Origin of the sequence: Angustibacter sp. Root456, assembly GCF_001426435.1 — a bacterium.
Taxonomy (GTDB): domain Bacteria; phylum Actinomycetota; class Actinomycetes; order Actinomycetales; family Angustibacteraceae; genus Angustibacter.
Map to the genome: position 1 here is coordinate 132,813 of NZ_LMER01000014.1, position 25,358 is coordinate 158,170.

Here is a 25,358-nt window from a genome sequence, read left to right on the forward strand (position 1 = left end):
CGACGCGACCGGGGACCTCGGGGAGGCAGACGTGATCGAGCTGACGCAGTGGCCCTCCCTCACCGACCCCGTGATGATCGCGGCGTTCGAGGGCTGGAACGACGCCGGTGAGGCCGCGACGTCCGCGCTGGAGCACCTCGCGCGGGTCTGGGACGCCGAGCCGTTCGCAGCACTCGACCCCGAGGACTACTACGACTTCCAGGTCAACCGGCCGACCGTGGCCCGCGACGCCGACGGTGAACGGCGCATCACCTGGCCGACGACGAGGCTGCTCGCTGCTCACGTGCCCGCTCTGGGTCGCGACGTCGTCCTGGTCGACGGCATCGAGCCGTCGATGCGGTGGCGGTCCTACGTCATCGAGCTGCTCGAGGCGGCCGACCGGCTGGGCGTGACCGCGGTCGTCACCGTGGGTGCGTTGCTGGCCGACGTCCCCCACACGCGCCCGATCCCGGTCAACGGCACCAGCGATGACGACGAGCTGCTGCGCCAGGCTGGGATCGAGCGGTCGACGTACGAAGGCCCCACCGGGATCGTCGGCGTGCTGAGCGACGCCGCCACGCAGGCCGATCTGCCCTCGGTGTCACTGTGGGCCGCCGTACCGCACTACGCGGGTGGGGGTCCCTCGCCCAAGGCCAGCCTCGCGCTGCTGCGTCGCATCGAGGAGCTTCTCGACGTTACGGTCGACCTCGAGGACCTGCCCGACCAGGCGCACGCGTGGGAGCACGGCGTCGACGAGCTGGCCGAGGGTGACAGCGAGGTCAGCGAGTACGTGCGCGCGCTCGAGGAGGCCAAGGACACCAGCGAGCTGCCCGAGGCGTCGGGCGAGGCCATCGCCTTGGAGTTCGAGCGTTACCTGCGCCGGCGCGACGACGACCCACCCCGCCGCGGCTGATCCAGCGCGCGTGCCAGTCGGCACTGGGGTAGGCAGAGGGCATGGCAGACACCGCGATCTTCGACGTCGACGGAACCCTCGTCGACACCAACTACCAGCACGCCCTGGCGTGGTTTAGGGCCCTGCGTCGCTACGACATCACCCGCCCGATCTGGCGGCTGCACCGCGGCATCGGGATGGGAGGCGACCAGTTCGTCGCCGCGGTGGCCGGCCGCGAGGTGGAAGAGGCACACGGAGACGACCTGCGCGCGGCGTGGCAGGAGGAGTTCGAGCAGCTCATCGGCGAGATCCAGCCGTTCGCCGGAGCCCACGAGCTGCTGGCCGACGTCAAGGAGCGCGGCTTCCGGTTGGTGCTGGCCAGCTCGGGCAAGACCGAGCACGTGGAGGCCTTCCTCGACCTCATCGACGGCAGATCGCTCGCTGACGCCTGGACGACGTCGGACGACGTGCAGGCGAGCAAGCCCGAGCCCGACCTCGTGTCGGCGGCTCTGGCCAAGGTCGAGGGCGCCAGCGGCGTCATGGTCGGCGACTCGATCTACGACGCGCAGGCAGCCGCCAAGGTCGACGTCCCCATGCTCGGCGTCCGCACCGGCGGCTTCTCGGTGGGCGAGCTGCTGGAGGCCGGCGTCCTGCAGGTCTTCGACTCGCTGGTGGCCTTCCGGACCTCGCTGGACGGCACCCCCCTGGCCAAGCCCAGGCGCTGAGCCAGGAGGTCGACCCGGACTGCTACAGCCGGACGCCGAGCAGCGCGTCGACCGCCCGGGCGAGGACGCCGGGCGCGGACTGCACCTGGCCACCGCGGGTCAGCTGCTCGTCGGACCACCGGTCGACGGCGGCCAAGGCGTCGGGCGTGCGCAGGTCGTCGGCGAGGCACTCGCGCAGGTGCTGCACGGTCGCGGTGGCGTCCGGGCCACCGTCGCACGAGAAGGCCGCACGCCAGCGCTCGAGGCGCGCCTCGGCCCCGGCGAGCTCGTCGAAGGTGAACTCCCAGTCACTGCGGTAGTGGTGGGCGAGCAGCGCCAGCCGGATCGCCATGGGGTCGCGGCCCTCGCGCCGCAGCTGCGACACCAGCACGAGGTTGCCGCGCGACTTGCTCATCTTGTGGCCCTGGAAGCCGACCATGCCCTGGTGCACGTAGCAGCGCGCGAACGGCCAGTCGCCGGTGAGCGAGCCGGCGTGCGCGGCGCTCATCTCGTGGTGCGGGAACACCAGGTCGGTGCCGCCGCCCTGGACGTCGAACGCCATCCCGAGCCGGCGCACGGCGATCGTCGAGCACTCCACGTGCCAGCCGGGACGTCCCCAGCCCAGGCTGGCGCCGTCCCACGACGGCTCGCCCTCACGCGCGGCCCGCCACAGCAAGGGATCGAGGGCATCGCGCTTGCCGGGGCGGTCGGGGTCTCCCCCACGCTCGGCGTACACCTCGAGCATCTGCTCACGCGTCCAGCCCGACACCTCACCGAAGCGCGGCTGCGCAGCGACTGAGTAGTACACGTCCTGGCCCGAGCCCTCACCCGTCGGGACGTCGACGGCGTACGCCGCGCCCGCGGCCACCAGCGCCCGCACGTCCTCGGCGATCTGCTCGACGCTCTCGACCACACCGACGTAGTCGTCGGGTGGGATCACGGCGAGGTCGGTCATGTCCTCCTGGTAGAGGGCGATCTGGTCGGCGGCCAGAGCACGCCAGTCGACGCCGGTCTGCTCGGCCCGCTCGAGCAGCGGGTCGTCGACGTCGGTCACGTTCTGCACGTAGTGCACCTGGTGACCGTTGTCGCGCCACACGCGCTGCAAGACGTCGAAGGTGACGTACGTGGCGGCGTGGCCCAGGTGCGTGGCGTCGTACGGCGTGATGCCGCAGACGTACAGTCGCGCGACGGGTCCCGGCGCCGTCGCGCGGAGCTCGCCGCTGGAGGTGTCACGCACCCGCAGCGGGATCGACGGCCCGGGCACGGCAGGAACGTGGGGCGCGGGCCAGGAGATCACGAACGAAGCCTAACCAGCCGCGAGGTGGCGGCGACGCGGTGGCCCGGTTCGGCCGGGGGGCCCGGGCCCGCGGAATCGGTCGACGTCAGAACGGCGGCCAGGGGATCACTGGCCCGTAGCCCGTGGGCCGGGGAAAGCGCTGCGTCGAGATGAGCTCCAGCACCCGCTCACGCGTGCGGGCGACCTCCGCCACCGTGATGAGCTCGCTCACCGACCGCGCCAGTGAGCCGTGCGGCCGCAGGTCGGTCGCCAGGGCCTGCAGCACGTCGAGGCAGTCAGCCGGAAGCTCGCTGCCTTGCCACCCCCACAAGACGCTGCGCAGCTTGTCGTCGAGGTTGAAGCTCAGCCCGTGGTCGACGCCCCACACGTGGTCGTCGTGCACCAGCACGTGCCCACCCTTGCGGTCTGCGTTGTCGATCACGGCGTCGAACACCGCCATGCGCGCCAAGCGGGGGTCGTCCGCGTGCACGAGCAGGACGTCCGAGCCGTCGCCGTCCATCGCCTGCAGCACCGGAAGCCAGCCCGGCTGCACCCCACCCATCGGCACGACGTCGACCAGCTCGGTGTCGTCGGCGTCGATCCACAGCTGCACGCTGCCTGGCCCGAACGGCGCCTCCTCCCGCCACACCGTGGGCGGCACGACGTCCCAGCCGGTGGCGCGCGACACGAGGTAGGCCGCCACCTCGCGCCGGCTCAGCGTCTGGTGCGGGAAGTCACGCAGCGGCCGTTCACCGGCAACGGGCTTGTAGATGCAGTGGGCCGAGGCGCCCGGCGCGGTCACCGAGGCGTACAGCGTGGCGTTCGAGGCCGCCGTCATCCGCCCCTCGACGACGATCTCGCCGCGCGTCAGCAGCTCGAGCGCGTCCTTCTCGGGCAGCACGGACGGCGATCCCTGCGATGCTGCCGAGGAGGTCACCGCCGGTGGCCGTTGGCGCGCGGGCAGATGTGCCCGCTGGGGTCGAGTGGGTTGCCGCAGAACGGGCAGGCGGGGCGTCCGGCAGCCACCACGGCGGTGGCGCGCTTGACGAAGGCACGGGCGGCGGCGCCTGTGAGGCTGACCCGCATCAGCATGGCGTCGGGGCCGGGCGTGAGGTCGAGGTCCTCGGCCGGCTCCTGCCCCGCCTCGAGGCACTCGATCACGACTCTTTCGGTGTCGCCGTCCCACGTCAGGCTCATGGTGCCGACCCGAAAGTCCTCCTCGATCGGCGTCGTGAGCGGCGCGGTGTCATCCATCGTCAGAGGCGCGACGGCCGGCACCGGGGCCTGGCCGCCGCTGCGGCGCACCACCTCGTCGAGGAGCTGCTCGACGCGCTCGGCGAGGATCGCCACCTGCTGCTTCTCCAGCGCCACGCTGGTGACGCGGGTGCCGGCCACGGCCTGCAGGTAGAACGTGCGCTGTCCGGGCTCGCCGACGGTGCCGGCGACGAAGCGCTCCGGCGAGTCGTACTCGAAGACGGGCATGGGAAGACCCTACGACGCGCAGCCGACCTACGCGTCTCCGCCGACGACCGCGTCCGCGCCACGAGCAGGTGGCTTGCGCCGCCGGCGCGCGGGGGGCACGAAGGCGCTGAGATCACCGCCTCCGTCGTTGCTGCGCAGCAAGAACGGTCGCGTCGCGGTGTAGCGGACGGCGGACACCGACGCGGGTGACACGGTGATGCGCTGGAACTCGTCCAGGTGCGCGCCGACCGCGTCGGCGAGGATGGCCTTGATGACGTCGCCGTGCGACACCGCGACCCACACGGCGTCGTCGCCGTGCTCAGCGGCGACTCGGGCGTCCCAGTCACGGACGGCGTCGAGGGCGCGCTGCTGCATCGAGCGCATGGACTCCCCCTCGGGGCCAGGGAAGACGGCGGCGCTCGGGTGCTGCTGCACGACCTTCCACAGCGGGTCCTTCACCAGCGTCTTGAGCTCGCGGCCGGTCCAGTCGCCGTAGCGGCACTCCCCCAGCCGCTCGTCCGTGACGATGTCGGGGCGCGCGCCGCCCTTCGGGCCCGGCACGGACGTCAGGTGCTCGGCGGTCTGCCGGCAGCGCTCGAGCGGGCTCGACACCACCGCGCTCACCGGCACGACGCCCAGGCGCTGCGCGAGCGACTGAGCCTGCTGCACACCGTGGTCGTCGAGCAGGACTCCGGGCGTCCAGCCGGCGAGCACGCCGGAGGCGTTGGCCGTGGTCCGGCCGTGACGGACGAGCAACACCGTGGGCACCCGCCCAGCGTACGGGGCAGGATGGTCGCGTGATCGTCGACCAGGCTGTCTACCGCGACGGCGCCCGCCAGCCCTGCGCCGACCTGTCCGACGAGCTGGCTCGGTTGCGCGACACCCCCGACGGGTTCCTCTGGATCGGGTTGAAGGACCCCACGGACGCCGAGTTCGACCTGGTGAAGGACGAGCTCGACCTGCACCCGCTGGCCGTCGAGGACGCCGTCAAGGGCAACCAGCGCGCCAAGCTCGAGATGTACGACGGGTCGCTGTTCGTCGTCCTGAAGCCGTTGCGGTACGTGGAGTCGACGTCTCAGGTCGAGACCGGCGAGGTGATGCTCTTCGTCGGCCCGCACTTCGTCGTCACGGTGCGCCGCGGCGAGGCGGGGCCGCTCGCCGAGGTGCGGCGGCGGCTCGAGACCAACCGCGAGCACCTCGCCTACGGCCCCGCGGCTGTGCTCCATGCGGTGATCGACGAGGTGGTCGACGGCTACGTCGCCATCGACGCCGAGATCGCGGCCGACCTGGAGCAGCTGGAGGAGAGCGTGTTCGCCGGTGAGGTGGACGTCGCCGAGTCGGCCGAAGCGGGCGGCCCCTCTCCGAACGCCACGACCCGACGGCGCGACGGCGGTGAGGCGCGCAGCATCTACCTGCTCAAGCGCGAGGTGCTCGAGGTGCGGCGGGCGGTGATGCCGCTCAAGGAGGCGATGGTGCGCGTCGCCCACCAGCCGGTGCCGCACGTGCCCACCGAGGCCCGACCGTTCTTTCGCGACGTCGCCGACCACCTGTTGCGCGTGAGCGACCACATCGAGTCGTACGACCGGCTGCTCAGCGACATCCTGTCGGCGCACCTCACGCGGATCTCGGTGCAGCAGAACGACGACATGCGCCGGATCTCCGCGTGGGTCGCAATGGCAGCGGTGCCGACCATGCTCGCCGGCATCTACGGCATGAACTTCGCCCACATGCCCGAGCTCCACTGGCGGTACGGGTACCCCCTCGTGCTCGCGGTGATGGCCGCCGCCTGCTTCGGCCTGTACCGCCTGTTCCGCCGTTCCGGCTGGCTCTAGAAGGCCCCCGCCCACCCGCGGACCTCAGGTGGCGAGGAGCACCCCGGTCCAGAGCAGGAGCGCCGTCGCGACGCCCAGCGCGACGCGGTACCAGATGAACACCGTGATCGGGTGGCGCGCCACGAACCGCAGCAGCCAGGCGATCGACGCGAGCGCGACGACGAACGACACCACGGTGCCGACGCCCAGCTGCCCCCACCCGACGACGGAGGTGTCGACGTCCTTGAGCTCGTAGAGGCCGGCGGCGGTCAGCGCCGGGATCGCGAGGAAGAACGACAGCCGGGTTGCGGCGACGCGGTCCAGGCCACGCAGCAGACCCATTGAGATCGTGGCGCCTGACCGCGAGACGCCCGGGATGAGCGCGAAGCACTGCACCACACCGATCGTGATCGCGTCGCGAAGGGTGAGCTCGTCCTCGCCCTTGCGCTGCGAGGCGTGGGCCTCGGCCCACCACATGACGGCGCTCCAGGCGATCAGCGCGACGACCACGACCCAGAGGCTGCGCAGCGGGCCGGTGATGAGGTCCTTCAGCGCGAACCCGACGATGCCGATCGGGATCGACCCGGCGATGACGAACCACGCGAGCCGGTAGTCGACCGTGTCCCGCTTGCCCTTGTCGCGCAGACCCCGGAACCACGCCACAGCCAGCCGGGCGATGTCACGCGCGAAGTACAGCAGCGTCGCGACGATCGCACCGAGCTGGATCACCGCCGTGAACGAGGTGATGGCCGGGGAGTCCACCTCCAGGCCCAGGAGCCCTTCGGTGATGGTCAGGTGGCCGGTGCTGGAGACGGGGAGGAACTCGGTCAGTCCCTCGACGATCCCGAGCACGACGGCATGGGTGTAGGTCAGGTCGCTCACGGCGATCAGGCTCCCAGACCCGACTCGTCCAGCACCTCGGCCATGGTGCGGATCGTGTGAAGACGTTGCTCGAGCGTGGCGTCGAAGGGGGTCACCGTGAGCGTGGTCACGCCGGCCTCGACGTACGCCGCGAGGCGGTCACGCACGCGCTCGCGCGGCCCGATGAGCGAGGTGCCGTCGATCAGGTCGAGCGGTACGGCGGCAGCGGCCTCGCGGTGCTGACGGTCGAGGTAGCGGCGCTGGATCTCCTCGGCCGCCTGCTCGTATCCCATGCGGCGAGCGAGCTGGTTGTAGAAGTTCTTGTCCTTGCTACCCATGCCGCCGATGTACAGCGCGGAGTAGGCGCGCACCGGCGCGGCGGCCGCCTCGAGGTCGTCGCCGAACACCACCGGCACGGTCGGGACGACGTCGAAGCCGGCCAGCGCGTCCCCTCCGTCGGGAGCCCGTCCGCCGCGAGAACGCCCGGCCCGCAACGGATCCATCGAGACCGCGGCGTGCTCGGGGCTGAAGAAGATGGCCAACCAGCCGTCGGCGATCTCGCCGGTGAGCTCGAGGTTCTTCGGCCCGACGGCGGCGAGGTACACGGGGATCTCCTCGCGCACCGGGTGCACGGTGAGCTTGATGGCCTTGCCCGGGCCGTCCGGCAGCGGCAACGTGAAGTGCTCGCCGTCGTAGCGCAGGGTCTCGCGGCGCAGCGCCTTGCGAACGATGTCGACGTACTCCCGGGTGCGGCCCAGGGGCTTGTCGAACCGCACACCGTGCCAGCCCTCCGACACCTGGGGGCCTGAGACGCCGAGCCCGAGCCGGAACCGCCCGGCGCTCAACGTGTCGAGCGTCGCCGCGGTCATGGCGGTCATGGCCGGTGTGCGCGCCGGGATCTGGAAGACCGCACTGCCGACGTCGATCCGCGAGGTCTGCGCGGCCACCCACGTGAGCACCGTTGCGGCGTCCGAGCCGTAGGCCTCGGCGACCCACGCGACGGAGTACCCGAGCCGGTCGGCCTCTTGCGCGAGCGCGAGGTTGTCGGCGTCGACGCCGAGCCCCCAGTAGCCGAGGTTGAGGCCCAGCCGCAGCCGGCCGGGCGTCACGCGAGTGGTGTCGGTGTCGGGCATGGCGCTGACGATAACGCTGCAGCCCGATGCCGCGCCGGTGCGGCGCACGTGGGCTGGCCCACAGCCGCCGGTAGCGTGTGCCGACATGGAGCAGCGTCACCTCGGCGCGTCGGGCCTGAAGGTCTCGCGCCTCGCCCTCGGCACGATGACCTGGGGTCGCGACACCGACGAGCACGAGTCGCGCGACCAGCTGGCCGCCTTTCTCGAAGCAGGAGGCACGCTCATCGACACCGCGGCCGGGTACGGCGACGGTGCGGCTGAAGAGCTGCTCGGCCAGCTGCTCCCCGAGCTCACGTCACGCGACGACGTCGTGCTGTGCACGAAGGCGGGTATCTCGCGGCGCACGGGCGAGCGCGTGGTCGACACCTCGCGCCGCGCCATGCTGGCGGCGCTGGACGGCTCCCTCACGCGCTTGGGCACCGACCACGTCGACGTCTGGCTCGCTCACACCTGGAGCGACCAGACCCCGCTGGAGGAGACCCTCTCTGCGTTGGAAGCAGCGGTGACGAGCGGCCGCGCCCGCTACGCCGGCATCTCGAACTACTGCGGCTGGCAGAGCGCGCGTGCGGCCACCTTGGCCGACGTCGGTCGCGGCACCGCGCTGGTCGCCAACCAGGTCGAGTACTCCCTGCTCGCGCGCGGGGTCGAAGCCGAGGTCGCGCCCTCGGCGCTGGCGCACGGGCTGGGACTCATGGCGTGGTCGCCGCTCGGCCGCGGCGTGCTGACGGGCAAGTACCGCACGGGCACGCCCGCTGACTCGCGCGCTGCGTCGCCGCACTTCGCGTCGTTCGTCGAGCGCTATCTCGACGCCCGCGCGCGGGGCATCGTCGACGCTGTCGTGACCGCCGCCGACGGGCTGGGCTGCTCGCCCGCCGAGATCGCGCTGGCGTGGGTGCGCGACCAGCCGGGGATCAGCGCCGCGATCGTGGGTGCCCGTACCGCCGCCCAGCTGAGAGGGACGCTCACGAGCGAGGACGTCGTGCTCCCGCCGCAGATCCGGGCTGCCCTCGACGAGGTCTCGGCACCGCCTGGTGCACCGCCGGCCTGACGCCGGTCAGCGCGTCGTACCGACCTCGTCGTCGACCTCGTCGTACTCCTCGTCGTCCAGGCCGGTGTAGGTGCCGCCCTCGACGTCGTCGGGCTCGTCGAACTCGTCGTCGTCCTCGTCGTCTTCGTCGTCTTCGTCGTCTTCGTCTTCGTCGTCTTCGTCGTCTTCGTCGTCGCCGCGGTACACCTCGAGCGGCGTCACCTCGTCGAAGGCGTCCAGCAGCGCGTCGTCGTAGTCCTCGAAAGCGTCGGCGACCGACCGGTAGGCCGCGAGCACGACGGGATCGTTCTCACCGCGGCGCGAGGCGGCGGCTTCCAGGTGGCGCTCCAGCGCCGTCACCAGGGCGTCGAGCGCAGCGCGCGGGTCAGTCATGGAACGACCGTATCCGGTGCGGGGGTCGCGTGGGTGCCGGCGGGCCAACGACTGCGAGGCCAGAAGCGTGCCGCAGGGCATCTCCGGCGGCGGCTCGGTGCACAATGGGTGGCGATGATGGACTTCGAGTACCGCGTCATCCGGGTGCCGGCCCAGGTCACGCGCGCGCAGGCTCGCGAGCTGCTGGTGGAGCACGCCGAGTACGGACGCTGGGAGCTGGCGAGGGTGCGCATCATGCAGGGTGGCGCACGCACGGTGTGGCTGCGTCGGCGCATCATCCGCGTACGCCGCACGGCCTGAGCTCGCGCCCACCGTCCCGGCGGCCCCCAGGTCACGCCTCCCCGTTCGTGATCATGCGCGCCGGACCACCCCGACCGGGTCCGGGGTGCGTGACACGCCGGAGGGGTGCGGCGGGGCGGTCAGCAGGTGTCGAGCAGCCGAGCCAGCACGCGCGTGCCGAAGGTCAGCGCGTCGAGCGGCACTCGCTCGTCGACGCCGTGGAACATGGCCGGGAAGTCCAGGTCGGGCGGCAGCTGCAGCGGCGCGAAACCGAAGCCGCGCACACCCAGCCGGTCGAGCGCCTTGTTGTCGGTGCCGCCCGAGAGGCAGTACGGCAGCACCGGCGCGCCGGGGTCCTCGGCCTGCAGCGCCGCCACCATGGAGTCGACGAGCCGGCCGTCGAAGGTCGTCTCGAGCGAGGTGTCGCGGTGGTGGACGGTGACGTCGACGTCCGGGCCGGCCAGGCCGCGGATGGTCTCGAGGAGCGACTCCTCGTGCCCGGGCAGGAAGCGGCAGTCGACGAACGCCTCCGCGGTCTGCGGCACGACGTTGTGCTTGTAACCGGCCTTGAGCATCGTCGGGTTCGCGGTGTCCTGGAACGTCGCGCCGATGAACCGCGCGACCGTGCCCAGGCGATCGAGGATCCCCTGCGGGTCGTGCGGGTCGAAGTCGACGCCGGTGATCTCGGTGACGCCGTCGAGGAACTGCCGCACGGTGGGCGTGATCTCGATGGGCCAGTGGTGCTGGCCGATGCGGGCTACCGCCGCACCCAGCTTGGCGACCGCGTTGTCCGTGGTGATCTGCGAGCCGTGCCCAGCCCGGCCGTGGGCGACGAGCTTGAGCCAGGCGATGCCCTTCTCAGCGGTCTGCAGCAGGTACAGCCGCACCGGGTCGCCGTCACGCCCGTCGACGGTCACGGAGTAGCCGCCGACCTCGCTGATCGCCTCGGTGACGCCGTCGAACAGCTCGGGGCGGTGCTCGACGAGCCAGTGGCTGCCCTGCACGCCGCCCGCCTCCTCGTCGGCGAAGAAGGCGAAGACCAGGTCGCGCGGGGGCTTGCGGCGGCTGCGGGCGACGTCGCGCAGCACCGCCAGCATCATCGCGTCCATGTCCTTCATGTCGACGGCGCCCCGGCCCCACAGGCACCCGTCGCGCTCCTCGCCGGCGAAGGGGTCGACCTGCCAGTCGGCGGCGTCGGCGGGGACGACGTCGAGGTGGCCGTGCACCAGCAGCGCACCTCGCTCGCGCGTGCCCTGCGCGTCGCCCTCGACCCGGACGACGACACTGGCCCGCCCGGGGGCGCTCTCGACCAGCTCGGGCTCGAGACCGACCTCGCTGAGCAGGCCCATCACGTGCTCGGCGGCCGCTCGCTCCCCCGGACCCGAACCGTCGCCGTAGTTGCTCGTGTCGATGCGCAGCAGGCCGCGGCACAGGTCGACGACCTCTTCCTCGGCGGCGCTCGGGCTCGTGGCAGGCGCGTCGGTGGGAGCGGCGTCGGACACGGGACCTCCAGGGCTGAGAAGCGGGCGGTCCCACCGTAGCCGGACGCCCTCAGGGTGGTCTGGCAGGCGCCGCCGCCGTGTTAGTCTCTTCGTCGCATCGCAGCGCTCCCTCGGGGGTGCGGCGGTCCACTCGTCCGGGTGGCGGAATGGCAGACGCGCTAGCTTGAGGTGCTAGTGCCCTTTAACGGGCGTGGGGGTTCAAGTCCCCCTCCGGACACTCAGATCCACCTCCCCGCTTCGGCGTCGCGCCGCACCGTTCCCGAGCACCCGTGCCTGCGGCTGCCCGTTCACACGAACGGAGCAGCTCATGAGGTTCAGGAAGACGGCAGGCGTACTTCGCACCGCGGTCGCGATGACTGTGACGACCGCACTCGCAGCGCCGGCCGAGGCCGCAACCAGTGCGCGCGACGGGCATCGGGTCGTGGCTGACGAGGTGGGTGACGCCGCCTACACACTGGGTGTGCTCGCCACGCCCGTCGGCGCCGTGCCGGTCGGCTATCCACCGCTCGTGGTCGACGTGGCGGTGGCTTGCGGCAAGCTCCCGGACCATCCCCTGCGCACCGCGTGAGTCGCCGTGATCCAAGCCGCCAGCATCTTGACCAAGGACGAGACCAATGCCGCGATCGCTGCGAAGCAGCCGTGAGCTCGTCGGGTCGGTCGTGGTGCTGGCCATCGCGCCCGTCGTTCCTCGCCCCCAGGGGCCCGGCCGGGCACGAGTCGGCAGCCGCTTCCCTCAAGCCGCGGGCCAAGAGCCTCCAGCAGGGGCACGATGAAGTCATGATGGTCGTCGACGTCGAGCCTCTGCCTCTCGAGCGCCTCGCTTCGCTGCTGCGGCCCGACCGCGCCGACCGGCTGCGGACGACTGCCGAGTTCGCGCGAGGGCTGCTGCGCGACCGCGTCGTCTGGAACGTCAACGCCACCGCCCACGGCGGCGGCGTGGCCGAGATGCTGCAGGCTCTGCTGGCCTACGGACGCGGTGCGGGCGTCGACACGCGCTGGCTCGTCCTCAACGGTGACCCCGCGTTCTTCGCCATCACCAAACGGGTGCACAACCTGTTGCACGGCCAGTCCGGCGACGGCGGCCCCGTCGGCCCAACCGAACGCAGGCACTACGAGCAGGTGCTGGCCGCCAACCTGCAGGACATGGCCCCCATGGTGCGGGCGGGCGACATCGTGCTGCTGCACGACCCGCAGACGGCCGGTCTGGCTCAGGGGCTGGCCGACCTCGGAGCCCACGTGGTGTGGCGCTGCCACATCGGCAGCGACACCTTCGACGAGGTCACCGAGCGCGGCTGGGCGTTCTTGCGCCCCTACCTCGAGCACTGCGAGGCGTTCGTCTTCTCGCGACCGCAGTACGCGCCTGAGTTCCTCGAGCCCACCTGCGTGCGCGTCATCGCACCGTCGGTCGATCCGTTCTCGGCGAAGAACATCGACCTCTCGGACGGCGACGTCACCGCCGTCCTGCGCCGCGCCGGCCTGGTGACACCGGTCGAGACGCATCATGTCGGGCACCCGGTGGCCCCGGTGCCCTTCGTGCGCCGCGACGGCACCACCGGGCACCTGCGCCAGCACCGGCACCTGTACGTCGAGGGCGACCCGCCGCGCGAGTCCGACCGGCTCGTCGTGCAGGTGAGCCGGTGGGACCACCTCAAGGACATGGCCGGCGTCCTCACGGCCTTCGCCGAGCACCTGGATCTCGTGCCGGCCGACGCGCACCTGGTGCTCGCCGGCCCGGACGTGGCAGGAGTGAGTGACGACCCCGAGGGTGCGCAGGTGCTGGCCGAGTGCACGCGAGCCTGGCAGGCGCTGCCGGCGCCGGCTCGGGCGCGCGTGCACCTGGTGTGCTTGCCCATGGACGACACGGACGAGAACGCCATCATGGTCAACGCGCTGCAGCGGCACGCGTCCGTCGTCGTCCAGAAGAGCCTCGCCGAGGGGTTCGGCCTCACCGTCACCGAGGCGATGTGGAAGGCACGCCCGGTCGTGGCCAGCGCGATCGGCGGCATCCGCGACCAGATCGTCGACGGCACCGACGGCCTGCTGCTCGACGACCCCACGGATCTCGCGGCGTTCGCGCAGCAGCTGAGCCGGGTGCTCACCGACGACGACCTGGCCGAGCGGCTGGGCGCTGCGGCCCGAGAGCGCGTGCTCGACGCCTTCCTCGGCGACCGCCACCTCACCCAGTACGTCGAGCTGTTCGACGAGGTGCTGCTCCCGGCCGAGCGCCGGCGTGCCTGACGGCGTGGCCGAGGGGGCGTCGAGCGCCCTAGCGGGGTTGCGCACGGGTGAGTCGCGCGGCCGCTGGGTGCTGCTCGCGACGGTGCTCGGCAGCGGCATGGCCATGCTCGACGCCACCGTCGTGACGATCGCGCTGCCCGCCATCGGTCGCGACCTCGGCAGCGGCCTGTCGGGCCTGCAGTGGACGCTCAACGGCTACACGCTCACGCTCGCGGCGTTCATCCTCGTGGGTGGGTCGGTCGGTGACCTGTGGGGCCGGCGCCGGGTGTTCGTGATGGGTACGGTCGCCTTCGCCCTGACGTCCGCACTGTGCGCGGTGGCGCCGTCCGTCGGCCTGCTGGTCGCCGCGCGGGTGCTGCAAGGTGTGGCGGGCGCCCTGCTGACACCCGGGTCGCTGGCGATCATCTCCTCGTCGTTCCACCGCGACGACCGGGCGGCCGCCATCGGCGCGTGGTCGGGTCTGAGTGGCGTGACCACGGCCGTGGGCCCGTTCGTCGGCGGCTGGTTGATCGAGCACGCGTCATGGCGCTGGATCTTCCTGATCAACCTCCCGCTCGCCCTCGCGGTGGTGCTGGTGTCGCTGCGCCACGTGCCGGAGTCGAGCGACCCGGACGCCGTCCGCCAGCTCGACCTACCCGGTGCCCTCGCGGGGGTCGCGTGGCTGGCGGCGTTGACCTTCGGGCTCATCCGGTGGGGCGCCCAGGGTCTCGACGGCGCCGTGCTGGCAGCACTGGTCGTCACCGCGGTCGCGCTCGTCGGCTTCATCGAGGTCGAGCGGCGGGGGCGCCAGCCGATGATGCCGCTCAGCATCTTCGCCTCGCGCCGGTTCAGCGCCACGAACGCCGTCACCTTCGTCGTCTACGGCGCGCTGTCGGCCGTGCTGTTCGTGCTGGCGCTTCAGCTGCAGATCGTCTGCGGCTTCACCCCGCTCGCGGCCGGGGCGGCCTTCCTGCCGGTGACGTTCCTGATGCTGCTGGGCTCGGCGCAGGTCGGCCGGTGGAGCGAGCGGTGGGGGCCGCGGGCGTTCATGACCGTCGGGCCGCTGGTGTGCGCGGGGGCGATGGTGCTGCTGGCGCACCTCGTGACGACGGGCGCGAGCTACTGGCGCGACGTCCTGCCCCCGGTGGTCGTCTTCGGCGTCGGCCTGACACTCACGGTGGCGCCACTGACGACCACCGTGCTCGCGGCCGCCCCAACCCGGCACGCGGGCCTGGCCTCCGGCGTCAACAACGCCGTCGCCCGCACGGCCGGCCTGCTCGCCGTGGCGGTGCTGCCGCTGGCCGCCGGCCTCGCCGAGGGCACGTTCCGCGACGTCCGCGCGTTCGACCAGGGGTTCGACCGCGCGATGTTCTGGTGCGCCCTCCTGCTCGCGCTCGGCGGCCTGCTGTCGGCCGCCCTCATCGGCCCGCGCGGCCAGGTGGCGCGCGGTGGCACCCTGTCGCCAACCTAAGGCAGCTGGGTGCCCCAGTGGCCACGGTTCAGGCGTCGACGCGGTGGCGACTGGGTGCCACCGTCGCCAACCTATGGCGACGGGGTGCCACCGCGGCCACCTGGGGGCGGGGTGGGTGGCGGCGGCGCAGGAGCGGCCCCGCGGGGTCGGTGTTGTCGACGACGACGTCGGCCCGGTGCTCGGGGTCGGCCTCGGCGAAGTAGAGCCGTTGACCGCCGACGTACCGCTGGTTGTCGGGATGATCCGGATCCGCCGGGCAGCCGTCGCGCACCGCCATGCGCGCGAACGTCACCTCGAACGGCGCCGTCACGAGCACCGAGAAGTCCCACTCTCCCACCAGCTCCGGGCGGTGCAGGAACAGCCCGTCGAGCACGAGCACCGCCCCTGCAGGCGCTTGGCGCGGCTCGACCGTCAGCGCCAGATCGCGCTCGACGTCGTGCACCGCCGGCACGTACCGCCCGCCCCCACCGGGTCCGAGCGGTCCCAGGACGTGACTGCGCAGCGCCTCGAGGTCGTAGGAGTCGCGGTAGAAGCCCTCGGCTGAGCGGCGGCCTCGCCGGTAGCGCCTCGCTCGGGGGTGGTGAAACCCGTCGATCCCGACCCGGACCACCGCGCGGCCCCTCGCCTCGAGCACGGCAGCCAGCTCGTCGGCGAGCACCGTCTTGCCCGCGCCATCGACACCGTCGACACCCACTCGCACGGTGCGCCCGTCGTCGTGGGCCGGCACCGCGTCGGCGAGCTGCTCGAGCGTCTCTGCTCGCTCGGGAGTCACGACGCCATCACCCCTGCCACTGTGCCAGGTCACTGCCCGAGCGCAGGTAGCTGCCCGACGTACCCTGGTGCGGTGAGTCCTGACGTCGCGCGCGCCGCCGAGCTGCTGGCCGGACGTCGCGTGGTCGCCCTCACCGGCGCCGGTCTGTCGACCGACTCCGGCATCCCGGACTACCGCGGCCCGGGCTCGGTGCCCCGCTCACCCATGACCTACCAGGAGTTCGTCTCCGGCCCCGCCGCTCAGCAGCGCTACTGGGCTCGCAGCCACGTCGGGTGGGGGCGCATGCGCCGGGCGGAGGTCAACGACGGGCACCGCGCGCTGGCTGCCATGGAGGGCGCCGGCGCCCTCACCGCCCTCATCACCCAGAACGTCGACGGCCTGCACTCCGCCGCCGGCTCGCGCGAGGTCGTCGACCTGCACGGCCGGATCGCGGACGTCGTCTGCCTGCGCTGTGGCGAGATGACGTCACGCGCGGCCCTGCACGACCGCCTCGACGAGCTCAACCCCGGATTCGGCGACGACAGCGCCACCACCGCCCCGGACGGCGACGCCGAGCTCGAGCGCTACGACGGCTTCGTGCTGGCGCCCTGCCTGGTGTGCCGCGGGCCGCTCAAACCGGACGTCGTGTTCTTCGGCGAGAACGTGCCCAAGGACCGCGTGCAGCGCTGCTACGACTGGGTCGAGGCGGCCGACGTCCTGCTCGTGGCCGGTACGTCGCTCACGGTGCAGTCGGGCCTGCGCTTCGTCCGCCGGGCCGCCCGAGACGGCATCCCCGTCGTGCTGGTCAACCGAGGGCCGACGCGGGGCGACGACCTGGTCGACGTGCGCATCGACGCCGGCTGCTCCCCCACCCTGACCGCGCTGGCGGACGCGCTCGTGAGCTCCACCGCGGCCTGACGCACGAGCCGCCACAAAAGCGTTCGGCGTTGTCGGTGGGTCGCGTTAGCCTCGGCGAGGCGCTGGTGCACAGCGGGTGCTGGCGCGCTCCTGCCGACTACCGCATCTCGTGAGGCACCCATGACAACCCCCACTGCACCCCCGGCGGAGTACCCCGAGAAGATCGACGCGGCCGTGCTGAAGGTCGCCGGCGTGGTCGTCCTCGGGGCCATCATGTCCATCCTCGACATCACCGTCGTGAACGTCGCGCTGCGCACGTTCCAGACGGCGTTCGCCGACGGCGGCCAGCCGCTCGCCTACTCCGACGTCGCGTGGACCGTCACCGGCTACACCCTGGCCCTGGCGACGGTCATCCCGCTGTCTGGCTGGGCGGCCGACCGGTTCGGCACCAAGCGGCTCTACATGCTCGCGATCCTGCTGTTCACGCTCGGGTCCGCACTGTGCGCCACCGCGACCTCGATCGAGATGCTCATCGGCTTCCGGGTGCTGCAGGGCCTCGGTGGCGGCATGCTGATGCCGCTCGGCATGACGATCATGACCCGCGCCGCCGGGCCGGCCCGGATGGGTCGCCTGATGGCGATCCTCGGCGTCCCGATGCTGCTGGGCCCCATCTTCGGCCCGATCCTCGGTGGGTGGCTGATCGACCACTTCAGCTGGCACTGGATCTTCCTCATCAACGTGCCGATCGGTGCAGTCGCGCTGATCTACGCCTCGTTCGCGCTCGCCAAGGACTCCCCGCACCCGTCGGAGTCGTTCGACTTCGTGGGCATGCTCATGATGAGCCCCGGCCTGGCGCTGTTCCTCTACGGCGTGTCGTCGATCCCGGGCGAGGGCGGTTTCGGCCACACCAAGGTGCTGCTGCCCGGCCTGCTCGGTCTGGCCCTGATGGCGGCGTTCGTCGTCTACAGCTTCCGGCCCGAGCACCCGCTGCTCGACCTGCGGCTGTTCCGCAACCGCAACCTCACGGTCTCGGTGACCACGATGTTCATCTTCGCCGCGGCCTTCTTCGGCGGCCTGCTGCTCGTGCCTCAGTTCCTGCAGCAGGTGCAGGGCGAGTCACCGCTGAACGCCGGCTGGCTCGTGGCTCCCCAGGGCGTGGGGGCCATGGTCACGATGCCCATCGCCGGCGCACTCACCGACCGGTTCCCGGTGGGGCGGATCGTGCCCTTCGGCCTGGTCGGCATCATCGGCGGGATGTTCGCACTGACCCAGATCCAGGCGGACTCCTCGCACTGGGGCTTCTTGATCCCCGTGCTGTTCGTCATGGGGCTGGGCATGGGCGCCACGATGATGCCGATCATGACGTCGGCGCTGAAGACGCTGACCCACCACGAGGTCGCGCGCGGGTCGACGCTGCTCAACATCACCCAGCAGATCGCCAGCTCGGTCGGCGTGGCCATCTTCTCGGTCGTCCTCACCAACGCGCTGGCCGACAACCGGCCGACCAGCCCCGCCGAGGCACCTGCGGCCGCGGCGGCGGCGTTCAGCCACACCTTCTGGGTCGCCGCCTTCCTCGTCACACTGACGCTGATCCCGGCGTACTTCCTGCCCCGCAAGCGCGAGGAGTCGCGGCTGCTGGCGGGCGACGAGACTGGGCCCACCCCCGTCGTCGTGCACTGACCGGACGGGTGACACCGTCTCGGCCCCCTCGCTCGGTCGCAGGCTCAGTCCGGGCTGGGGGCCGCGACGGGCAGACCACGCTCGTGCAGGTCAGCACGCAGGTGACCGGTGTCCTCGAACAGGATCGCGTCCATCCCGAGCGCTCGTGCGCTCTCGACGTTGCGTCGGCTGTCGTCGATGAACACGCACGCCGCGAGGGGAACTCCGGCCCGGCGCTCCAGCACCCTGAAGATCCGCGCATCCGGCTTAGCCAGCTGCTCCTGCCCCGAGACGACGATGTCGTCGAACAGGCCCAAGAACCGAAAGTCCCGGCGGGCCACCGGGAACAGCTCCGCCGACCAGTTCGTGAGAGCCAGCAAGCGAACGCCGGCCGCGTGCAGCTCGGTGAGCAGCTCGACCGTGTCGTGCACCGGCCCCACGAGCGACTCGGCGAAGTGCTCGCGGTAGGCGCGCGCCGCCTGGGCCCAGTGCGGGTGGGTCTGCGCCACGAGCGCCTCACCCTCCTGCCAGGACCGTCCGGCGTCCTGCTCGTGGTTCCACGCCAGGAAGTCGAAGTCGGCGGCGCCCAGGAACCGCGTGGCGTGCTCGGCGCCGACTCCCCGCGCGATGGCCGGGTGCGGGTCCCAGCGGATCAGGACGTTGCCGAGGTCGAACACCACGGCGCGTGGCGAGGTCATCGCGGCCGTCAACCCGCTCGCCGCCGTCCGCGCCGCGCTCGCAGGTAGTCGCTCACGACGTACTGCCCGAGGTCGCGGGTGGACGGCGTGAACACCCGACCGCCACTGCGCCGGGCGATGGCGTCGACGAACCGGCGCAGGCCGCCGTCCTCGCCCAGCATGAAGACGTTGAGGGTGGCGCCGTACCGCGTGAGCTGGTCGACCTCGTCGACGGTGGCTCGGATCGTGCTCGAGCGCGGCGGCCAGGCGAAGGTGGCCTCGCCGTCGGCCTCCAGGTGCGCCGTGGGCTCGCCGTCGGTGACGACGAGGACGACCGGGTCGCCGTCGCTGTGCTTGCGCAGGTGCCGGCGCGCCAGCATGAGCGCGTGCTGCAGGTTGGTGCCCTGCACGAAGTCCGGCTCGGTGGCGGCCAGCTCGCCGGGCGTGAGCGTCATGGCGTACCGGCCGAAACCGATGATCTGCAGCGCGTCCTGCGGGAACCGGGTCGCCACCAGGTGCGAGAGCGCGAGCGCGGTCTGCTTCATCGGCCCCCAGCGGCCCTCGGCCACCATCGAGAACGACAGGTCGACGCACAGTGCGACCGCCGCACCGGCCCGTCGTTCGGTCTCGACCACCTCGAAGTCCTCGACCTCCAGCCGGACCGCTCGCCCTGTCACCGCACCGTGGCGGCGCAGCGCGTTGCTCACCGTGCGCACGACGTCGAGCGGTTGCTCATCGCCGAACTCCCACGCCCGCGAAGCCCCGGTCGCCTCGCCGGCGGCGCCGGCGGAACGCACGTCGTGCTCGCCGCGTCCGTCGGCGGTCAGCTGCGCGAACACCCGATTGAGGGCTGTGGACCCCAAGCGCCGCAACGCCTTCGGCGTCAGAAGCGCATCGGTGGACGAACCGCTCAGCCAGCCCTGGCGGCGCAGCTCGCGCTCGAGCTGCTGCAGCCGCCGGACGTCGTCGGCCGCCCGGCGGCCGAGCTGGCGCTCGACCGCCTCGACATCGATGTCGTCGAGCGTGGCACCAGGATGCTGCTGACCCAGCTGCTCGAGCAGGTCGTCGAGGTCGGCCACCTCGGCCAGCGCCCCCGTCGCCTCGCCGTACCCCAGGGGCTGGTCACCCTTCAGCTGGTCGCCCCGGCCCCACGGAAGGTCCGGCCGCAGTGAACGCAGCGTCTCGCTGAGCGCGGACAGCTGCTCGCCGAGGCCCGACCCGCCGAACGCCTGCTGCATGAGCGACGACAGCTCTTCGCGCTGAGCCGGCGTGAGGGAACGCATCAGCCGCTCCCCCGCTGCAGCGCGCCGCGCGAGCAGGTCGACGAGCTCGTCGACGTCCTGCGGGTTCTCGGGGAAGAAGTCGCCGTGTTGGGCCATGAACTGCGCGAACGCGTCGTCGACGTCCTCACCGCGCGCGTGGCGCGAGAGGAGGTCCTCGAGGTCGGACAGCATGTGCGACAGCGCCTGCTGCGCCTCGGGGTTGGACGCCGGGTCGGCACCCTTCAGCGCCTCGCGCAGTCCTGCGAACCGCTGGTCGAGCACCTCATCACGCAGCTCGCTGAGAATGCGCTCGTAGTCGGCGCGCGCCTCGGGACTCACCCAGTCGTAGTCCGACAGCTCCTGCACCGCACGCGACGTCGAGCGCGGCAGAGCGTCCAACCGGGCCTCGGCGAAGCGCGCGTCGTCGTCCTGCCGGCCCGACAGCGCCTCCCGCTCGGCGGCCAGCGCCTGGTCGAGCAGGGCTTGGGCTCGGGTCACGGTGCCGTCGAGGCGACCTCGACGCAGCGCGTCGCGCCGCATCCGCCGGGCTCGCTCGAACAGGTCGTCGAGCCCGTGTCCGCGCTCGCCGTCCGGACCCCGGCGCAGCAGGTCGGCGAGGGCCTCGCGCAGGCTCTCGCCCGCGAGCACCTGCTCACCCAGCTGGTCGACGGCGGCTCGCACGTCGAAGGGCGGTGCGAGCGGGTCCGCGCCGCCGTGCCACGCGCCGTACCGGCTGCGCCGCCCGCGCTGGTGTCGTGCCATCGTGCGCTCTCCGCTCTCCCGCTCTCCGCTCCCCCGCTTCGCCGGTCAGCCGCCGTAGACGGTGCGGCCGTCGTCGGTGGTGTCCTTGGCCAGGCGCCGCGTCAGGTGGAGCCCCTCGAGCACGAGGTCGACGGCAGCGGCGGCATGGGCAGGTGACGGCGCATCACCCATGCCGAGCCGGTCGAGCACCTTGGCGAGCCCGGCGACCGTCCCGACCTGCCGCAGCACCTCAGCCGAGCTCACCAGCTCACCGGTCTCGATGCTGCCCCCGTCGTCGACGAGCTCGACGAAGCCCGACAGGTCGACGCCTCCGAGGTGGGCCCGGAACGTCTCGGCGACGGCGAGGCGCAGCAGGTGCGCGAGCACCTCGACCTCGCGGCCCTCCTCACCGCTCTCGAACTCGACCTTGCCGCGCAAGGTGCCCACCACCGACTCGGTGTCGCCCACTCGGGCCACGGGCGAGTCCTCGCCGGCCAGCGCGCCGCGGCGCAGCGCTGCAGCCGAGGCCGTCTCGGCCGCCGCGACGGCGAAGCGCGCCGAGACACCGGAGCGGGCGTCGACCGACGGCGACTCGCGCACCAGCCGGGTGAAGCGCGCCACCACCTCGAGCACGTGGTCGGGCACCTCAGTCACCACGTCGGCCTCTTGACGCACGAGGGCGACCTCGTCTTCCAGCTCGAGCGGGTAGTGGGTGCGCACCTCGGCACCGAAGCGGTCCTTGAGCGGGGTGATGATCCGCCCGCGGTTGGTGTAGTCCTCGGGGTTCGCGCTCGCCACGAGCAGCAGGTCGAGCGGCAGGCGCAGCTGGTAACCGCGCACCTGCACGTCGCGCTCCTCGAGCACGTTGAGCAAGGAGACCTGGATGCGCTCGGCGAGGTCGGGCAGCTCGTTGACCGCGAAGATCCCGCGGTGGGTGCGCGGCACGAGACCGAAGTGGATCGTCTCGGGGTCGCCGAGCGGCCTGCCCTCCGCCACCCGGATGGGGTCGACGTCGCCGATGAGGTCGCCCACGCTGGTGTCGGGTGTGGCGAGCTTCTCGCTGTAGCGATGCGAGCGGTGCCGCCACGTGACCGGGAGGTCGTCCCCCAGCTCGGCGGCGCGCCGACGCGAGGCCGGGGTGATCGGGTCGTAGGGGTGCTCGCCGAGCTCGGCCCCCTCGATCACCGGCGTCCACTCGTCGAGCAGGGCGACGAGCGAGCGGATCAGACGCGTCTTGCCCTGGCCGCGCTCGCCCAGCAGGACGACGTCGTGGCCGGCGAGCAGCGCCCGCTCGAGCTCGGGCAGCACCGTGGAGTCGAAGCCGACGATGCCCTCGAACCGCGGTTCGTCGGCGTGCAGCAGGCGCACCAGGTTGGTGCGGATCTCCTCCTTGACCGTGCGGTGCACGTGGCCGCTCGCGCGCAGGGCGCCGAGGGTGCGCGGGAGGTCGTCGGGAGGCGTCAGCGGCCTGGAAGCGGCGGAAGCTGGGGTCACCGCCTCACGGTACGCCTCGCCCTGCGTCACCAGCGCGACAGACCGTCCATGCCTGCCGGAAGCGCTTCGCCGTGCACCACCACCAGTCGGCGGGTGGGCCGCGAGAGCGCGACATAGAGATCGCTCAGGCCGCGCGCCGACGCCGCGACGATCGCGGCGGGTTCGACCACCACGACGTCGTCGAACTCCAGGCCCTTGACCTGCTCGGGGCTCAGCACGCTCACGCGCACGCTGAGCGCCGTGCGCGAGGCGTCGCCCACGAGGTCGGGCCACGCCGCGCCGAGCGCCTTGGTGAGGGCGGCCAGCTCCGGCGTCGGGCCCACGACAGCCACGGTGCCGTCACTGCTCTCGTCGAGCAGCCGGCCGACGACGTCCTCGACCGCGCCGGCCTCGCCGGGCTCACGGCCGACCACCACGGGGTCGAAGTCGCCCTCGCGCACCGAATCGACGGCGGTCACCGGCAGGCCGTTCGCGCGCGCGAGCGACTCGGCGACGCGCAGCACGCGGGCCGGCGTCCGGTAGCTCACGCTGAGCTGCCGCTCACGCCAGCGGCCCGCCGCCACCGGCTCCAGCACGGCCGCCCACGACGACGCCCCGGCTGCCGACCCCCGCTGGGCGAGGTCGCCCACGACCGTCCAGGAGCGACCCGGAGCGCGCCGGGCGAGCAAGCGCCACATCATCGGCGTGAGCTCCTGCGCCTCGTCGACGATGAGGTGCCCGTACGCCCACGACCGGTCGGCCTCGGCGCGCTCGGCGACGCTCAGCGTCGGGCCGAGAGCGGCGAACTGCTCAGCCAGCATCTCGGCGCTCACCACGGGGTTGTCCAGGCGCGTCATCTGCAGCACGCCGCGGGCGTAGTCGAGCTCACCGGCCAGCTCGGCGGCCCGACGTCGGTCCTCAGCGCGCGCCGCCTCCCCGTCGTCACCCATCAGCTCGGCCAGCTCGTCGAGAAGGGGCACGTCGTGCACCGTCCAGGGCGCGCCCCGTTCGCGTCGCAGCAGGTCGCGCTCGGCGGGCGTGAGCTGGCGCGCCGCGGAGTCCAGGCGGCTGTCGACCGCGAACAGGTCGGTGAGCAAGCGCTGCGGCTGCAACGGCATCCAGAGCAGGTTGAGGTTGACCCGCACGTCGCGCGAGTCGCGCAGGTCGGCGTCGAGCTCCTGGCGCAGGTCGTCGGTCAGGGGCTGGCGCAGCTGTTCGGCGAACTGGCCGGCTAGGTGGCGCAGGAGGTCCTTGACGAACGTCACGCGCGCGGCGTTGTGCGGTGCCCCGGTGGAGCGGGCCCGCGCCCGGGCCGCCGCGACCGCAGAGCGCGTGAGCACCAGCGTCCGCGAGCCGACGCGCAGCTCGAGGTCGTCGTCCGGCAGGCGCTGGCGGTCGCGCACCGCCTGCTCCAGCACCTGCACCATGCGCAGATCGCCCTTGACGCGCGCGACGTCATCCGCGTCGTCGCGCTCGGCCTCGACCCCCGGGAAGAGCGTGCCCGGCGTCGCCATCACGACGCCGGACTCACCGAGCGAGGGCAGCACCTGCTCGATGTAGCGCAGGAACAGCCGGCCCGGCCCGACCACGAGCACGCCCGAGCGCTCGAGCCGGCGGCGGTGGGTGAACAGCAGGTACGCCGCGCGGTGCAGCGCGACGGCCGTCTTGCCGGTGCCCGGGCCGCCCTGCACCACCAGCACGCCGGCGAGCTCGTCGCGGACGATGCGGTCCTGCTCGCCCTGGATCGTCGCGACGATGTCGCCCATGCGTCCGGTGCGCGGGGCGGTCACCGCGGCCATCAGCGCGCCCTCGCCCTGCAGCGTCGCCCGGTCGCTGTCGGAGATGGCCGACAGGTCGAGCACCTCGTCGTCGAGGTGCACGACCTCGCGGCCGGACGTCGTGAGGTGCCGGCGACGCACGACGTCACCCGGTGCGGCCGGCGTCGCCTGGTAGAAGGGCGCGGCCACCGGGGCCCGCCAGTCGACGAGCAGCTTGTCCTGCTGCTCGTCGCTGATGCCGACCCGACCGATGTGGTGCCGCTCGCCCGAGCGCAGGTCGAGCCGGCCGAACACCAGCCGGTCCTGCACCGCGCGCAGCTGGGCGATCCGGTGCTCGAGCGTGGTCGCGAACGCGTCGCGCTCCGACCTCGCCTGCGGTGTCCCGACCGATCCGGTACGGCGCACTGCGGCCAGCTGCTGCTGGGCGGCCTCGACGAGCTGGTCCAGGCGTCGGTAGACGACATCCAGGTGCGCCTGCTCGGCAGCGCGATCGGCGCTCTGGTCACTCACGGTCCGCGGACCCTCTCCCCGGTGGTGGCGCGCCTGGTGCAGGACGACGCGGGCATCGATCCTATGCCACCGGCCGGGATAGCGTGGGCGCATGACGCAGCCCACCGACGTCCTCGGTCGCCTGCAGCTGACCCGACCGGCGCTCGCGCGTCCCGACCTGCTCGCGGACCCGGTCGCCTCGGTGCTGCGCCGCTGGCCGCACGCGCACGACGTGGCCGTCACCGAGATCGACCCCGAGCTCGCCGACACCGCCGCGATGACCGACGCCTACGACGTCCCGCTGGAGGTCTCGGCCAACTGCGTCGTGGTCGGCGGCCGACGGGCCGGGGACGAGCGGGTCGCAGCCTGCGTGGTGCTGGCGACGACCCGCGCGGACGTCAACAACGCGGTGCGCCGTCTGCTCGACGTCCGCAAGGCCTCGTTCCTTGCGATGGACGACGCGGTCGAGCGCACCGGCATGGAGTACGGCGGCATCACGCCAGTCGGGCTGCCCGGCGCCTGGCAGCTGCTGGTGGACGCGCAGGTCGCCACGAGTGACGTCGTGATCGTCGGGTCGGGCGTGCGGCGCAGCAAGCTGGTGCTCGCGGGCGCGGCCGTGGCGCAGCTGCCTCGCGCGGTCGTCGTGGAGGGCCTGGGACGCTGA

At 72.4% G+C, this 25,358-nt stretch carries 24 protein-coding genes and 1 tRNA gene; 12 read left to right on the forward strand and 13 right to left on the reverse strand.

The window, feature by feature from the left end; translation table 11 throughout:
- Nucleotides 1–31: 31 nt before the first annotated feature.
- Together ASD06_RS05805 and ASD06_RS05810 are read left to right on the forward strand one after the other, a co-directional pair.
- Nucleotides 32–892, forward strand: coding sequence for a PAC2 family protein (locus ASD06_RS05805; protein ID WP_056675054.1), 861 nt, complete (start codon nt 32–34; stop codon nt 890–892).
- Nucleotides 893–933: 41 nt separating this feature from the next.
- Nucleotides 934–1,596, forward strand: a complete 663-nt coding sequence (locus ASD06_RS05810; protein ID WP_056674490.1) for an HAD family hydrolase — start codon at nt 934–936, stop codon at nt 1,594–1,596.
- 22 nt (nt 1,597–1,618) lie between these two features.
- On the opposite strand, the gene mshC is transcribed toward ASD06_RS05810, so the two are convergent.
- The 4 genes from mshC to ASD06_RS05830 all read right to left on the reverse strand — a co-directional run bounded on the left by mshC (nt 1,619) and on the right by ASD06_RS05830 (nt 5,080).
- The gene (mshC, locus tag ASD06_RS05815; protein ID WP_056674492.1) at nt 1,619–2,872 is read right to left on the reverse strand and encodes a cysteine--1-D-myo-inosityl 2-amino-2-deoxy-alpha-D-glucopyranoside ligase; all 1,254 of its coding nucleotides are present in this window, start codon (nt 2,870–2,872) and stop codon (nt 1,619–1,621) included.
- Between the two features lie 85 nt (nt 2,873–2,957).
- Nucleotides 2,958–3,752 (reverse strand): SCO1664 family protein, encoded by a 795-nt coding sequence (locus ASD06_RS05820; RefSeq protein WP_056674494.1) that lies wholly within the window; start codon nt 3,750–3,752, stop codon nt 2,958–2,960.
- A 32-nt stretch (nt 3,753–3,784) separates the two neighbouring features.
- Nucleotides 3,785–4,333, reverse strand: a complete 549-nt coding sequence (locus tag ASD06_RS05825; RefSeq protein ID WP_056674496.1) for a DUF3090 domain-containing protein — start codon at nt 4,331–4,333, stop codon at nt 3,785–3,787.
- 27 nt (nt 4,334–4,360) lie between these two features.
- Nucleotides 4,361–5,080 carry an MSMEG_4193 family putative phosphomutase gene (locus tag ASD06_RS05830; protein ID WP_056674498.1) on the reverse strand — a complete coding sequence of 240 codons (720 nt, stop codon included), beginning with the start codon at nt 5,078–5,080 and terminating at the stop codon, nt 4,361–4,363.
- Nucleotides 5,081–5,109: 29 nt separating this feature from the next.
- Between ASD06_RS05830 and ASD06_RS05835 the strand changes: the two genes are divergently transcribed.
- Nucleotides 5,110–6,144 carry a magnesium and cobalt transport protein CorA gene (locus ASD06_RS05835; RefSeq protein WP_056674501.1) on the forward strand — a complete coding sequence of 345 codons (1,035 nt, stop codon included), beginning with the start codon at nt 5,110–5,112 and terminating at the stop codon, nt 6,142–6,144.
- 24 nt (nt 6,145–6,168) lie between these two features.
- Here the strand turns inward: ASD06_RS05835 and ASD06_RS05840 are convergent, their stop codons facing one another.
- Together ASD06_RS05840 and ASD06_RS05845 are read right to left on the reverse strand one after the other, a co-directional pair.
- Nucleotides 6,169–6,996, reverse strand: coding sequence for an undecaprenyl-diphosphate phosphatase (locus ASD06_RS05840; RefSeq protein WP_200941947.1), 828 nt, complete (start codon nt 6,994–6,996; stop codon nt 6,169–6,171).
- Nucleotides 6,997–7,010: 14 nt separating this feature from the next.
- A complete protein-coding gene (locus tag ASD06_RS05845) occupies nt 7,011–8,117 on the reverse strand; it encodes an LLM class F420-dependent oxidoreductase (RefSeq protein WP_082537746.1) in 1,107 nt (368 codons plus the stop codon).
- A gap of 85 nt (nt 8,118–8,202) precedes the next feature.
- On the opposite strand from ASD06_RS05845, the gene ASD06_RS05850 reads away from it, so the two are divergent.
- A complete protein-coding gene (locus ASD06_RS05850; RefSeq protein WP_056674505.1) occupies nt 8,203–9,165 on the forward strand; it encodes an aldo/keto reductase in 963 nt (320 codons plus the stop codon).
- Between the two features lie 6 nt (nt 9,166–9,171).
- Here the strand turns inward: ASD06_RS05850 and ASD06_RS19295 are convergent, their stop codons facing one another.
- Nucleotides 9,172–9,537 carry a hypothetical protein gene (locus tag ASD06_RS19295; RefSeq protein ID WP_056674506.1) on the reverse strand — a complete coding sequence of 122 codons (366 nt, stop codon included), beginning with the start codon at nt 9,535–9,537 and terminating at the stop codon, nt 9,172–9,174.
- A gap of 114 nt (nt 9,538–9,651) precedes the next feature.
- Here ASD06_RS19295 and ASD06_RS05860 point away from each other — a divergent pair, with 114 nt between their 5' ends.
- On the forward strand, nt 9,652–9,837 hold the full coding sequence (locus ASD06_RS05860) for a DUF5703 family protein (protein WP_056674509.1): 186 nt from the start codon (nt 9,652–9,654) through the stop codon (nt 9,835–9,837).
- Between the two features lie 119 nt (nt 9,838–9,956).
- Here ASD06_RS05860 and ASD06_RS05865 read toward each other — a convergent pair whose 3' ends face one another.
- Nucleotides 9,957–11,318 (reverse strand): M20/M25/M40 family metallo-hydrolase, encoded by a 1,362-nt coding sequence (locus ASD06_RS05865; protein WP_056674511.1) that lies wholly within the window; start codon nt 11,316–11,318, stop codon nt 9,957–9,959.
- Nucleotides 11,319–11,450: 132 nt separating this feature from the next.
- On the opposite strand from ASD06_RS05865, the gene ASD06_RS05870 reads away from it, so the two are divergent.
- The 4 genes from ASD06_RS05870 (at nt 11,451) to ASD06_RS05880 (ending at nt 15,006) form a co-directional block, all read left to right on the forward strand.
- A tRNA-Leu gene (locus ASD06_RS05870) sits at nt 11,451–11,535 on the forward strand.
- A gap of 204 nt (nt 11,536–11,739) precedes the next feature.
- Complete coding sequence (locus ASD06_RS18800; protein WP_157371546.1) at nt 11,740–11,886, forward strand: hypothetical protein; 147 nt, start codon at nt 11,740–11,742, stop codon at nt 11,884–11,886.
- Between the two features lie 209 nt (nt 11,887–12,095).
- Entirely contained in the window at nt 12,096–13,556 is a 1,461-nt protein-coding gene (locus ASD06_RS05875; RefSeq protein ID WP_056674512.1) for a glycosyltransferase, read from the forward strand.
- A complete protein-coding gene (locus tag ASD06_RS05880; RefSeq protein ID WP_056674514.1) occupies nt 13,549–15,006 on the forward strand; it encodes an MFS transporter in 1,458 nt (485 codons plus the stop codon). The genes ASD06_RS05875 and ASD06_RS05880 overlap by 8 nt, the downstream gene beginning before the upstream one ends.
- A gap of 28 nt (nt 15,007–15,034) precedes the next feature.
- Here ASD06_RS05880 and ASD06_RS05885 read toward each other — a convergent pair whose 3' ends face one another.
- On the reverse strand, nt 15,035–15,778 hold the full coding sequence (locus ASD06_RS05885) for a hypothetical protein (RefSeq protein WP_200941908.1): 744 nt from the start codon (nt 15,776–15,778) through the stop codon (nt 15,035–15,037).
- Nucleotides 15,779–15,850: 72 nt separating this feature from the next.
- Between ASD06_RS05885 and ASD06_RS05890 the strand changes: the two genes are divergently transcribed.
- Together ASD06_RS05890 and ASD06_RS05895 are read left to right on the forward strand one after the other, a co-directional pair.
- A complete protein-coding gene (locus ASD06_RS05890; RefSeq protein WP_056674516.1) occupies nt 15,851–16,675 on the forward strand; it encodes an NAD-dependent protein deacetylase in 825 nt (274 codons plus the stop codon).
- Between the two features lie 120 nt (nt 16,676–16,795).
- Nucleotides 16,796–18,295, forward strand: coding sequence for a DHA2 family efflux MFS transporter permease subunit (locus tag ASD06_RS05895; protein WP_056674517.1), 1,500 nt, complete (start codon nt 16,796–16,798; stop codon nt 18,293–18,295).
- 44 nt (nt 18,296–18,339) lie between these two features.
- Here ASD06_RS05895 and ASD06_RS05900 read toward each other — a convergent pair whose 3' ends face one another.
- From ASD06_RS05900 to ASD06_RS05915, 4 genes are read right to left on the reverse strand one after another with little or no spacing between them, the layout of a single operon-like run.
- Complete coding sequence (locus ASD06_RS05900) at nt 18,340–18,972, reverse strand: HAD family phosphatase (protein ID WP_056674519.1); 633 nt, start codon at nt 18,970–18,972, stop codon at nt 18,340–18,342.
- Between the two features lie 8 nt (nt 18,973–18,980).
- On the reverse strand, nt 18,981–20,975 hold the full coding sequence (locus tag ASD06_RS05905) for a VWA domain-containing protein (RefSeq protein WP_056674521.1): 1,995 nt from the start codon (nt 20,973–20,975) through the stop codon (nt 18,981–18,983).
- 45 nt (nt 20,976–21,020) lie between these two features.
- Complete coding sequence (locus ASD06_RS05910; RefSeq protein WP_056675059.1) at nt 21,021–22,448, reverse strand: sigma 54-interacting transcriptional regulator; 1,428 nt, start codon at nt 22,446–22,448, stop codon at nt 21,021–21,023.
- Nucleotides 22,449–22,474: 26 nt separating this feature from the next.
- On the reverse strand, nt 22,475–24,715 hold the full coding sequence (locus tag ASD06_RS05915; protein WP_056674523.1) for an AAA family ATPase: 2,241 nt from the start codon (nt 24,713–24,715) through the stop codon (nt 22,475–22,477).
- A 91-nt stretch (nt 24,716–24,806) separates the two neighbouring features.
- On the opposite strand from ASD06_RS05915, the gene ASD06_RS05920 reads away from it, so the two are divergent.
- Nucleotides 24,807–25,358: a YbaK/EbsC family protein gene (locus tag ASD06_RS05920; protein ID WP_056674524.1), complete on the forward strand. Its 552-nt coding sequence runs from the start codon at nt 24,807–24,809 to the stop codon at nt 25,356–25,358.